This window comes from Xenorhabdus sp. SGI246, assembly GCF_040838225.1.
GTDB classification, from domain to species: domain Bacteria; phylum Pseudomonadota; class Gammaproteobacteria; order Enterobacterales; family Enterobacteriaceae; genus Xenorhabdus; species Xenorhabdus indica.
This window is the reverse complement of sequence record NZ_JBFPEZ010000016.1, coordinates 44,856-57,211: the sequence shown is the minus strand read 5'-3', so window position 1 is coordinate 57,211 and position 12,356 is coordinate 44,856. Positions and strand designations below refer to the sequence as shown.

Genomic DNA, 12,356 nt, shown 5'->3' with positions numbered 1-12,356 from the left:
TGTCAAATCCGCAGACTTGCGACAAGCAGCCAGGACACGATAACCGCGTTGATGAAGGGCTTTGGCGGCGGTTAATCCGATATCGCTGGAACAGCCAGTAATAAGAACTGCTTTTTGCATCACTTTACCTGTTAAATTACATCAGCTTACTGAAATAAATGATTTACTATTAATTAATGAATATTTTTACTTATGGGTGATATATGCTGACAGTTTATTGGACATCCAATCAGCAATAAAAGGTTGTGCGATTTGATTGGGATGCAGGCCATCATCTTGCATCCATTCTGGCTTGATAGCAACGTGCTCCATAAAAAATGGCAATAAAGGGATTTGATTGTGTTTTGATAAAGAAGGGTAAATTTTGGCAAAAGATTCGGTGTAGCGTTTTCCATAATTCGGCGGAATATAGATTTGCATCAATAATGGCTTAGCGTTGGCTTGCTTTACCAAGGTAATGATTTTTTGCAGATCTTGTTCTATTTGTTGGGCCGGAAAACCACGTAAACCATCGTTCGCTCCGAGTTCGATCAGAACCCATTTAGGATTGTGTTGTTTCAGTAACTCAGGCAGACGTTCAAGCCCCTGTGCTGCGGTATTATTACTGATACTGCCATTAATGATGGTTATTTTATTACCGGATTGCTGCCATTTTTTTGCCATTAGGGTGGGCCATGACTGCTCAATGGGCAGGCGATAGCCAGCACTGAGACTATCTCCCAATATAAGTAGAGTATCAGCCGCCACCGCTCTGGCACTGCATAGCACTAACAAGAAAAGGAAAAGTACATGGCTGTAGAAAGTATTCTTGAAGTTCATAATCTCATTAAACATGTTGGCCAAGGGGAACAGGTAATTAATATATTGCAAGGTGTTGAGCTACTTGTCGAGCCGGCACAGACAATTGCATTAATTGGTGAATCAGGCTCAGGAAAATCCACCTTGCTAGGCATTATTGCTGGTTTGGATGATGGCAGTTCAGGGGAAGTGCATTTGCTAGGACAGAATATCAGCCGTATGGACGAAGAACAACGGGCACAATTACGGGCAGAAAATGTGGGTTTTGTTTTCCAATCGTTTATGTTGATCCCTACTCTGAATGCGTTAGAAAACGTTCAGCTTCCGGCACTTTTGCGGGGAGAATCCGAAAGCTATAGTCGCCAGCAGGCTATCGAATTACTCGAACAGTTAGGGTTGGGAAAACGGCTAAAACATATGCCGGCCCAACTTTCGGGCGGAGAACAGCAACGGGTGGCATTGGCCAGAGCATTCAGCACTCGTCCAAAAATCCTGTTTGCGGATGAACCGACAGGCAATCTCGATCGTCAAACCGGTGACCGTATCGCAGATCTGCTTTTTTCGCTTAACCACGATTATGCTACGACACTGATTCTGGTGACACATGATAACCAGCTTGCTGCACGTTGCCAGCGCCGTTTACGTCTGGTAGATGGAAAATTACGGGAGGAAGCATGATCTGGCGCTGGTTTTGGCGTGAATGGCGTACACCATCGCTATTGATTGTTTGGTTGTCTCTAACATTAGCGGTAGCATGTGTATTGGCATTGGGGCGTATTGGTGATCGTATTGATCAGAGTGTCCATTATCAGAGCCGCGATTTTCTGGCAGGCGATCTGGTATTACGTGCATCGTATCCTGTTGATGGCTCCTGGCTAAAGCTGGCTCAGGAAAAAGGACTGACATTAAGCCGTCAACTCTCATTTTCAACCATGACTTATGCAGGAGATACCCCGCAACTGGCTCAGGTTAAAGCAACCGATGAGCATTACCCGTTGTATGGTGAACTGGAAACTCATCCAAAGGGATTAAAGCCAGAAAAAGGTTCTGTCTTGGTCGCTCCCCGTTTGCTGACACTATTGAATATTAAAGTTGGGGATAGCCTGGAAGTTGGTGATACCACATTGAAAATCAGTGGCGAACTGTTACAAGAACCGGATAGTGGTTTTAATCCATTCCAACTTTCTCCCCGTATTTTAATCAATATTGATGATGCCAGAGCGACAGGCGCAATTCAGCCGGGAAGCCGTTTGACTTACCGTTATATGTTTGCTGGTTCGCCAGAGGCAGTTCAATCATTCCAGCAACTGATCGATCCACAATTAAAAGCGGATCAGCGTTGGCTGACATTAAAACAGGACAATGGCGCGTTAGCACAATCCATCGAACGTGCACAGCAATTCTTGTTATTGTCGGCATTACTGACATTATTGCTGGCTGTGGCGGCGGTCGCCGTTTCCATGACTCACTATTGCCGTAGCCGACACAATCTGATTGCGATCCTGAAAACACTGGGAGCAGGGCGTTGGGCGTTGCGTCAGTGGATCATTGGGCAGTGGTTGGTGATATTGCTTGCAGCTACGATTGTCGGCTCTATTCTGGGGTTGGTTTTTGAATCGCTATTGATTCGGGTACTGGCCGCTATGCTACCTAAGATGTTACCGGATGCAGGGATGTGGCCGTGGGTGTGGGCGATCGGAGTGCTGTTTGGTATTGCTTTGCTGGTAGGCATTCGGCCCTATCGCCAACTAATGGCAACTCAGCCATCAAGAGTATTACGCAGCGATGTCACCGCGTCTATCTGGCCATTACGTTATTATCTGCCTGCGGTCGCACTACTGATTACTGGTGGATTAGTATTATTGGCAGGAATTGAGCCACTGTTATGGTCATTGCTGGCAGGGATACCAATTGTTGCATTGTTATTAGGCATATTGGGCTGGAGTGGTTTGTGGCTACTACGCCAGACCACCTTCCGCCAATTGAGCCTGCGTCTGGCGGTCAGCCGACTGTTGTGCCGCCCATTCCAGACGATGACACAATTAGCATCATTTTCACTTTCCTTCATGTTGTTGGCACTGCTTGTCGTGGTGAGAGGAGATTTACTGGGGCGATGGCAGCAGCAGTTACCACCAGATAGCCCGAATTATTTTCTGATTAACATGACTCAGCCGCAAATTGCTCAGGTAAATGATTTATTGGCAAATTATAAAATGAAGCCAACGGAATACTATCCTGTGGTGTTGGCACGTTTAACAGAAATTAATGGACAGCCGGCAATTAAATGGGCTGATGAAAAGCACCCCAAAAGTACAACAGTACGTCGTGAACTCAATTTAACATGGAAAAAAGAATTACCGCCGTTTAATACCCTTATAGAAGGAAGTTGGCCGCCGAAACCCAACGAAGTTTCAATGGAACAAGGCGTTGCAGAGCGGTTACAGATTAAGGTTGGAGATAAATTGACTTTTACCGGGGATACCCGAACTTTTGCGGTGACAGTCAGCAGCATTCGCAAAGTGGATTGGGAAAGCCTGCATCCGAACTTTTTCTTTATTTTTGCTAAAGAAACATTGGAGCACCAACCACAAACATGGTTGACCAGTTTCCATTATGAGGGGAATGGAAGATTATTAACGGAACTGAATCGCCACTTTCCAACAATCAGTATGCTGGATATTGGCTCTATGATTAAGCAGATACAAGGTATCTTGCAGCAGGTCAGTCGGGCGTTGGAAATTATGGTTGTGTTGGTGATGGCCTGTGGTGGATTACTTTTACTGGCACAGATTCAGGTTGGCATGAACCAACGACAGCTTGAACTGGTAGTTTATCGCACATTGGGAGCCAGTAAGAAACTGTTGCGTCATACATTGTGGAGCGAATTTGCCTTGCTTGGTTTTATGGCAGGTTTGGCTGCGGCATTTGGCGCCGAAATTGCACTTTGGTTATTGCAGACGAAAGTTTTTGATTTTCCATGGCAACCGCAGTGGCTGATGTGGCTTTTGTTGCCGATGATCAGCAGCCTGTTGCTTTCATTGTGTGGTGGTTGGCTAGGTGTCCGGCTATTGCGCAAACAAGGGCAATACCGACGTTTGCCAGAATAACGTTTATCAGAATAGATAGCGCTTTAGTTGTGCATGGGAAGCTCTGGAATCAAGGCTTCCCATGTTTATAACCGTAGGTTTTTTTCAAGGTAACATTAGCCAAATTCAGCCTTTAATTTCGGCAGGATTTGATCGCCGAGTATTTTCAACCCCTCAATATAATCAGGAAATATCAACATTACTCCATCCAATTCACAAGTACGCAGTAAATCCGATAGTTGCTTATAGCAAGTATCTGCTGTTCCTATAGCGGTATGAGTCATGAAAGCATTTTGAGATCTTTCTACCATCGCATTACTTTTGCCATCCACATCGACACCAAAACTGTGCATCATATTTCTGACCGCCTCTACATCTAAACCCTGACGATAGAATTGAGCAAGGGTTTCGGCATAAGCATCACTTTCAGCACAAATGATGGTACACATGCAAAATGTCTTAGTTGTAGTGTTGTATTCTGAGGCAATGCGTTTGGCGGTTAAGCTGATCCTGCGAGTCTCTGCTTCATCTTTACCGCCAATGAAGCAGACATCGGTATGGCGTACACTGAAACGCAGACCGCGCTCGGACTGTCCGGCACAAACTAAATAAGGGCGAGGGCGTGAAAGAGGTTTGGGTTCAGAGACACACTGTTTCAGATTGAAATACGTTCCTTGATAATCAACTTGTTTTTCACGCCAAAGCCGTTTTATCAACAGTGTCCATTCCTCTGTCATCGCATAACGTTGATCGTGATCCAGTTTACTGTCCCATTCCCCCATCTGCTCAAATTCATCGCGGAATGAGCCAGAGACAATATTCAGCCCGGCGCGCCCTTGACTGATATGATCCAACGTCGCGATCATTTTGGCAGTCACCGCCGGATTGTGCAGACCAGCATGAACCGTAGCGATCAACTTGGCGTGATGAGTGACTTCAGCAATACCAGCCATCATGGTGACAGATTCGAGTGAACAGCCCCAATGATCAGTTTCGCCACCAAAACCGCGCCATTTACCCATGGACATAATGAAATCAAGGCCGATTTGATCGGCAAGAATAGCCGCTTCACGATTTTGTTTATAAGATGCATCCAATGGCGGCGTGTTTTTAGAAATAATCCACCCACCTTTGGCGATAGGCAGAAATACACCGAACTCTTTCTTTGACATCACTATTTCCTTATTTGTGTGCTGTTTCAGGGTATAGTAATCATTATTTAGCGCATTTCGTCAGTGAGCTTCTCATTTTCGGCTAAATCGTCTCTCATTTTTTGGCCGGGGGGTTCATCATCAGTGTTACAACTAACACGACGAATACAGGGATAGCAATGATGAGAAAAGCCCATGTAAAACTACCGGAATAATCTTTTATGGCACCGGCAAAGAAAGGGGCCAGACATGCCAGAGTAGAAATCAGATTCATGATCGAGAATAGTTCCAGATAAGGCTTACGGCCAAAATAATTGGCGAGCAGAACACTGGAAGCGAGGAAAGTCATACCATAACCCATGCCGACAAACAGCGTGAAGGTAATCAGAAATAGCCATGAAGAGGCGATACTCAAGGCGACTAAGCCGAGAATAATGATAGCCAGACTGCCAATCAGCAGTTTTTTCGGATCAAGCCACTCCCCCATGGCACCACTGGCCAACCTTGAAAAGGCATTGATGAAAGCCATAGAACTCAGTAATCCTGCGGCAATTGTTTCACTGAAACCATTTTCGATAATGTGGGCGACGGCAAAGCTATTCACCGTAATACCACACCAAAGAAACGCCGTATAAGTTGCGGCAATGACATAAAATTGCCAGGTGCGCAGTGCTTGTCGGGCTGTCCAGAACTGCTTGGTACGATAGATACTGGGGGGATTTTCGCTGTTGTGCTTTTGATTGACTGCCTTAGCATGGGCGATTTCCCGCTCTCCTTCCTGAAGAGTAAGAATGGTCAGAATAACAAAAACAGCCAGAACGACGGCAGAGATCATCCAGTGCATTCGCCACGTTCCCCAGACACGAGTCGCCAGAAAATAGATCCACGGGCCAATCACACCGCCTAATCCTCCAATCGTAAAATAAAAACCGAAAGCAAGGGACTGTTTTTCATATAATCGTGAAATAACGTAGGTGCCGGGCACAGTTGCCAGAAAGGTAAACCCGACCCCAATTAAAGCCGTTCCGATAAAATACGATGAAATAGTATGCGTGTGATAAAGGCTGTAGAAACCAGACAGAAAAATCAGTAGGCCAATAAATAGCGTGAAGCGAACGCCAATTTTGCGAATGCACACCGTTGGCAGGAAACTGGATAGCCCGCACGTCAGGCCAAGCAGAGTGAAACCTAAACCGGCATCAGTCCAACTCCAGTCCAGCTCGTTTATCATGCTGGGCAGGACAACACCCAATGACGTAAAGGTGGTTGCTGTGGACAGAAAATAGACCATGCCTAGAAGTATCAGCAAAATCCACTGATAAGTACGCCCAAATTTGTCGTGTTGAATGGACATTGTGACCCCATTAAGGAATAAACCATTAAAAACGGCACTATTCTAAGTGCTTATTAAAAAAAGCTGTATCGAATAAACATTCCATAACTAAATTGGTTTGTGTGAAAGTAAGGCGTATCTTTTATTTTGTACTTATTTTTGACGGGATTCACGACAATACCTGTCCACAGATGACCGGGTTGATACCCCAACTTTTTCCCCAAGTCATAATGTAACTCTGGTTTGAAATCAATCATCTCTGGATTATCGCGCCGCCCCAGTGTGTAGTCGAACGTTCCTACAATGCGGAAATCTCCCAGCCGATTACTGAAAGGAATAGCATAGTCGATGTGGATGCGTTGATCGTTCCAGCTCCCTTTGGCATTGTTTTCAAAATAAAAAATGGTACGTAACCAACTGAACCCATCTACCTGCCAATCAAGGCTGATACCGGGAAAATAGTCATATTTTACGTTTTTGGTTTTGGCAATCCACTGAGCAAACAGCACATCTTTCAATGGGCCATAGGAAAAATCATATCCTGTAATTTTGCTGGCACTGAGCCTGGGCACAAATTTATAGTAATAGGTGCTTTTATCGCCTTTGTAATCATTTTGCAGTGAATTTTGCCAAATACTGTAGACATACATATCACCGATTTTGTAATCACCGAAGGCTTCGACGATAGGAGAGAGGGTTTTATCAGGGGCAACTTTATTTTCAAGTTGGAAGTAAAGGCTGGTATCGATTGATTGAAAATTGACAAAATCACTGGCTTGCACAGATGATGAGAAAAGAAAACATAAGGAGATGACAGATAAACCGCTACTTGTTGCTGCCACTGACTTGAATGTATTGTTTATTCCCTGCTTCCTTAGAAATGGCACTTAATTTCTCCTCGTTATTTTATGGGGGATTAGGCGAATTCCTCTTTATCCTTTAACTTAATGTCATCATTAGCAAAATGCCAGAGTTAAAACCAGCATTTGAATGTGATGAATGGTGTAATAAATTTTCTCTGTATATTCAATTAATTGAAAAACAGGATAACTTTGAGGGGAATGTTTCACCATATTTACTTTGGTGAGAAAGATACCTATTGTAGGAGATTTCCTCAATTATGAAATCGACCAAACCACGAGAACGATTGTAGATACATTATCCAGAACATTATTGAAGAAATAGCTTGTTGCAGTTGACATAGGAAGTGGTAATTAATTTAAAATTATCACTTCCTACGGTTTTTCAGTTTAATTTATCTTGTGCCCATTTCAGGCCAGTTTGGTACTCTTCAGGCAATAACGAGCTTAATGTTTGTAGTGCAGTTCTTAATATATCCCTGTCAGAATGAACCAGATTCAGATGCCCTACCTTACGCACTGAGCGAACTTCCTTATCATACCAATGTAAACGGACGAGCGGTAAGCTGAGCCATTCAGGGTTTATTTCTGTACCGATCAGATTGACCATCACTGAAGGAGCCAATATTTCCGGTTGAGGCATAGGTAAATCCAAAATCGCTCGCAGGTGAAGTTCAAACTGACTGATGGAAGCGCCATTCTGTGTCCAGTGACCGCTATTGTGTACCCGTGGTGCCAGCTCATTAATCAATAAATTATCACCGATAATAAAACATTCCATCGCCATAACACCAATATAATTCAGATGATCCATGATGATGCACAGCATTTTTTCTGCTTGTTGTTGTAATTGATGATGTGCATTTGGCAAGGCAACACTTGTACGTAAGATACCTTCCTGATGTAGATTATGGGTCAGTGGATAAAATACCGATTTACCCTGAGCGTTACGGGCACCAACCAGTGAAACTTCCCCTGAAAATGGAATACCTTGCTCCACAATACATTCACCGTAAATTTCGGGCGGCAATACAGCTTCATCACCTGGTCGGATACGCCATTGACCCCGGCCATCATAACCTCCTGTACGGCGTTTAACGATAATGAAATCACCTAACTCGTTAAACAACTGCGGCCATTGGCTGGTATCAGCTAATAACTTCCACGGAGCCGTTGCTAACCCAAGATTATCCAGGAGTTGCTTTTGGGGCAGGCGATCAGCCAGTTGAGGAAAAATATCACGGTTAATAAAAGCATTGTGATGAGCGAGTTCACGGGTTAAGTCCGTCTCAGGCCAACGTTCAATTTCAGCGGTAATGATACTGCTCTGATAGGGAACAGATTCTGGTTCAGCATTCAGCCCAATCGGATAGACTGCTATTCCTAATGGTTCACCTGCCTGACGCAGCATTCTACCCAATTGGCCATTACCCAATACACAAACAGGCTTCATGCTTCCTCCCGAGGATCTGGATTCTCCAAAACATCCTGAGTTTGTGCCTGACGCCAATCTGACAGACGTTGGAACAGGGCACCATCATGTAATGCTAATACCTGAGCCGCCAACAATGCTGCATTTGCTGCCCCCGCTTTGCCGATAGCTAGCGTACCAACTGGTATACCTTTTGGCATTTGAACGATGGAATAGAGACTATCAACACCACTCAGTGCAGCACTCTGCACAGGGACACCCAATACAGGAACTAAGGTCTTAGCTGCCAGCATTCCCGGCAGATGAGCTGCGCCACCTGCACCAGCAATAATTACATCGAAACCGTTTGTTTTCGCCTGTTCGGCAAAATGGAAAAGTTTATCGGGTGTTCGGTGCGCCGAAACAATTTCAACATGGAAAGGAATATCAAGGGAAGTTAAAACATCGGCTGCATGTTGCATTGTTGCCCAGTCACTCTTTGACCCCATGACAATAGCAATTTTGGCATGATGTGGCATATTTGCTGTAAAGGTAACCGTTGTTGTGGAAATAGCTTTTTGGGGATCAGGGCTTGCCGTCATAAATCAGATGCTCCTGTATTGGATGTCCACCAGAACCAAGATCAAAATAATATTGTAAGGCGGCGGATCATATCATGCGAATTGCACAAGGAAAACGTTTGCGTTGCTTGATTTACCGATTTTTCTAGAAAAAGATCAGAGAATTCAAAAAGGGAAAAATATCAGTTCAATAGATGCCTCTGTCACTTTAAACATTGAACCTTGATTGTGCCAGGCCCCTAATACACCACGATGTACGGTTTTATCGTCGATTTGGATATCATGGATCGCTGGACGATGAGTATGCCCGTGGATCATCCAATCAACCTGATATTTGTTAAAGTGTTCAACAACAGTCTGTTGGTTGACATCCATGATTGATTCGGATTTCTGTCTATTAGCATATTGACTTCCAGCCCGCATTTTGGCTGCAATTTTTAGCCGGATAAACAAGGGAAGAAGTAAAAACAGCCGCTGGATCCACGGGGTATGTACTCGTTTACGATATTGTTGATAACCTGCATCATCGGTGCAGAGCGTATCGCCGTGTAAGATCAGAATACGTTTACCGTATAATTCCAATATCTTTTCTTGCGGCAGCAAAATCAGGCCACTCTCTTTGGCAAACCGGGAACTTAACAAAAAATCACGGTTACCATGAAGAAAATAGCACGAAACCCCTTTTTGTCTCAGTGTATTAAGTGCCTGGGCTATTTCCGTATGCAGAGGATTGGGATCATCATCGCCAATCCAGTAATCAAAAAAATCACCGAGGATATACAGACTTTCAGCATGAATGGCATCTTCACGTAAAAAACGTAGAAAACCGGCAGTGATTGCCGGTTCCTGCGCACTGAGATGCAAATCCGCAATAAACAGTGTACTCATGTAACGATTAACTATTCTCTAACTGGATATCGTATAAATAATTATTCGCTGACAGTAACACGTTCAATGATCACATCTTCATGTGGTACATCTTGGTGCATACCGCTGCGGCCAGTGGAAACACCTTTGATTTTATCAACCACATCCATACCTTCCACAACTTCAGCAAATACACAGTAACCCCAGCCATCCGGGCGTTCTGAGCGAAAATTCAGGAAATCATTATCAACAACGTTGATGAAAAATTGAGCCGTTGCGGAATGTGGATCATTGGTACGTGCCATTGCGATAGTACCACGACTATTCTTCAGGCCATTATTGGCTTCGTTCTGGATAGGGGATTGAGTCGTTTTTTGCTTCATACCAGGTTCAAAACCACCACCTTGAATCATGAAGCCATTGATGACGCGGTGAAAAATAGTGTTGTCGTAGAAGCCTTCACGGCAGTAATTCAAGAAATTTTCAACAGTTACAGGCGCTTTTTCAGCGAAAGTATTAATGACAATATCGCCGAAATTGGTATGAAAAGTCACCATAATAGAAATCCTAATAATAATTTTGATTGACCCTAATATTCTAGAGTGTTCGGAACAAGGGCTTTTATACCATATCTGTGATCTTGAGTCAGTACTCTGCAATCTCATGTGAATAAGGCGGATAGCAATGCTTGCAAAGCTCACCATATCAGGGTGAAATAGCCGACTTGGCTTTTCATATTATAGTTTATTTATATAACTGATAAGGAAGCCTATAATCAGCGGATTTGTTCGCTTTTGTTTTTTATTACACGTATATCAATTTTTACGGAAAACCCACCGATGCTAAAAATTTTCAATACTCTCAGTCGCCAAAAAGAAGAATTTAAGCCGATCTATAAAGGGAAAGTGGGCATGTACGTGTGTGGCATCACCATTTATGATCTGTGTCATATTGGTCACGGCAGAACCTTTGTTGCTTTTGACGTCATTTCCCGTTATCTGCGTTATTTAGGCTATGAATTGACCTATGTTCGTAATATTACGGATATAGATGACAAAATTATCAAGCGCGCTATTGAAAATAATGAAAGCTGTGAATCGCTGACTACACGTATGTTGAATGAGATGCACAGCGATTTTGATGCACTGAATATCCTGCGTCCAGATTCAGAGCCACGTGCAACTCGGCATATCCCTGAAATTATTGAACTCACTGAGCAGTTAATTAAACGCGGTCATGCTTACGTTGCAGATAATGGTGACGTGATGTTCTCCATTGATACCAATCCTGATTATGGGCTACTTTCTCGTCAGGATCTGGAGCAATTGCAGGCGGGAGCGCGTGTTGAAGTTGCTGATGTAAAACGTAATCCAATGGATTTTGTGTTGTGGAAAATGTCCAAACCGGGTGAACCGAGCTGGGAATCTCCATGGGGTGAAGGCCGTCCGGGCTGGCACATTGAATGTTCTGCCATGAATGCCAAACAGTTGGGGCATCATTTTGATATTCATGGCGGTGGTTCAGATTTAATGTTCCCGCATCATGAAAATGAGATTGCACAATCTACCTGTGCTCATGAAGGCCCTTACGTGAACTATTGGATGCATTCTGGCATGGTAATGGTGGATAAAGAGAAGATGTCCAAATCTCTGAACAACTTCTTTACTATTCGTGATGTGCTGGAATATTACGATGCTGAAACTGTGCGTTATTTCCTGATGTCTGGTCACTATCGCAGTCAGTTGAACTATACAGAAGAGAATCTGAAACAGGCTCGTACTGCACTTGAGCGTCTGTATACTTCTTTGCGTGGTACAGATAAATCTGCTCAGCCTGCTGGTGGTGAAGCCTTTGAATCCCGTTTTGTGGAAGCGATGAATGATGACTTCAACACGCCGGAAGCCTATTCCGTGATGTTTGACATGGCTCGCGAGATCAACCGCCTGAAAGCAGATGATATGGCTGCGGCGAATGGTCTGGCGTCTGAGCTACGTAAACTGGCGGGTATTCTGGGACTTCTGGAGCAAGATCCTGAACAGTTCCTGCAAAGTGGTGCTCATGCGGATGATAACGTTGCTCAAATCGAAGCACTGATTAAACAGCGTAACGATGCTCGTAAAAACAAAGAGTGGGCTTTGGCTGATGCCGCACGTGACCAGCTTAATGCAATGGGTATCGAACTGGAAGATGGCCCACAGGGCACAACATGGCGCCGTAAATAAAGAATTTTCCTGAGCCGTAAATATGGCAAAACCGCCCCATTGAAGTG

At 44.1% G+C, this 12,356-nt stretch carries 11 protein-coding genes and 1 pseudogene; 3 read left to right on the top strand and 9 right to left on the bottom strand.

Annotation, left to right across the window (positions count from 1 at the left end; all coding sequences use genetic code 11):
• Positions 1–3: 3 nt before the first annotated feature.
• Together ABLA85_RS04385 and tesA are read right to left on the bottom strand one after the other, a co-directional pair.
• Positions 4–120, bottom strand: a pseudogene (locus tag ABLA85_RS04385) (short-chain dehydrogenase); the annotation flags it as partial.
• 66 nt (positions 121–186) lie between these two features.
• Complete coding sequence (tesA, locus tag ABLA85_RS04380) at positions 187–819, bottom strand: multifunctional acyl-CoA thioesterase I/protease I/lysophospholipase L1 (protein WP_367961706.1); 633 nt, start codon at positions 817–819, stop codon at positions 187–189.
• On the opposite strand from tesA, the gene ybbA reads away from it, so the two are divergent.
• Together ybbA and ybbP are read left to right on the top strand one after the other, a co-directional pair.
• Positions 790–1,476 (top strand): putative ABC transporter ATP-binding protein YbbA, encoded by a 687-nt coding sequence (gene ybbA / locus ABLA85_RS04375; protein ID WP_367961703.1) that lies wholly within the window; start codon positions 790–792, stop codon positions 1,474–1,476. The two genes, tesA and ybbA, sit on opposite strands and share 30 nt — an antisense overlap.
• Positions 1,473–3,905, top strand: a complete 2,433-nt coding sequence (gene ybbP, locus ABLA85_RS04370; RefSeq protein ID WP_367961702.1) for a putative ABC transporter permease subunit YbbP — start codon at positions 1,473–1,475, stop codon at positions 3,903–3,905. Before ybbA ends, ybbP begins: the two co-directional genes overlap by 4 nt.
• 95 nt (positions 3,906–4,000) lie before the next feature.
• Here the strand turns inward: ybbP and ABLA85_RS04365 are convergent, their stop codons facing one another.
• The 7 genes from ABLA85_RS04365 to ppiB all read right to left on the bottom strand — a co-directional run bounded on the left by ABLA85_RS04365 (position 4,001) and on the right by ppiB (position 10,644).
• Positions 4,001–5,056: an LLM class flavin-dependent oxidoreductase gene (locus tag ABLA85_RS04365; RefSeq protein WP_367961700.1), complete on the bottom strand. Its 1,056-nt coding sequence runs from the start codon at positions 5,054–5,056 to the stop codon at positions 4,001–4,003.
• 94 nt (positions 5,057–5,150) lie between these two features.
• Positions 5,151–6,389 (bottom strand): CynX/NimT family MFS transporter, encoded by a 1,239-nt coding sequence (locus ABLA85_RS04360; protein WP_367961697.1) that lies wholly within the window; start codon positions 6,387–6,389, stop codon positions 5,151–5,153.
• 53 nt (positions 6,390–6,442) lie between these two features.
• Positions 6,443–7,255 (bottom strand): outer membrane protein OmpK, encoded by an 813-nt coding sequence (locus ABLA85_RS04355; protein ID WP_367961695.1) that lies wholly within the window; start codon positions 7,253–7,255, stop codon positions 6,443–6,445.
• Between the two features lie 358 nt (positions 7,256–7,613).
• Positions 7,614–8,681: a 5-(carboxyamino)imidazole ribonucleotide synthase gene (gene purK, locus ABLA85_RS04350; RefSeq protein WP_367961694.1), complete on the bottom strand. Its 1,068-nt coding sequence runs from the start codon at positions 8,679–8,681 to the stop codon at positions 7,614–7,616.
• Complete coding sequence (gene purE / locus ABLA85_RS04345; protein ID WP_367961890.1) at positions 8,678–9,178, bottom strand: 5-(carboxyamino)imidazole ribonucleotide mutase; 501 nt, start codon at positions 9,176–9,178, stop codon at positions 8,678–8,680. The genes purK and purE overlap by 4 nt, the downstream gene beginning before the upstream one ends.
• A 207-nt stretch (positions 9,179–9,385) precedes the next feature.
• Positions 9,386–10,108: a UDP-2,3-diacylglucosamine diphosphatase gene (lpxH, locus tag ABLA85_RS04340; RefSeq protein ID WP_367961693.1), complete on the bottom strand. Its 723-nt coding sequence runs from the start codon at positions 10,106–10,108 to the stop codon at positions 9,386–9,388.
• Positions 10,109–10,149: 41 nt separating this feature from the next.
• On the bottom strand, positions 10,150–10,644 hold the full coding sequence (gene ppiB, locus ABLA85_RS04335; protein WP_323863497.1) for a peptidylprolyl isomerase B: 495 nt from the start codon (positions 10,642–10,644) through the stop codon (positions 10,150–10,152).
• 282 nt (positions 10,645–10,926) lie between these two features.
• Between ppiB and cysS the strand changes: the two genes are divergently transcribed.
• Positions 10,927–12,309, top strand: coding sequence for a cysteine--tRNA ligase (cysS, locus tag ABLA85_RS04330; protein WP_367961692.1), 1,383 nt, complete (start codon positions 10,927–10,929; stop codon positions 12,307–12,309).
• Positions 12,310–12,356: the final 47 nt, after the last annotated feature.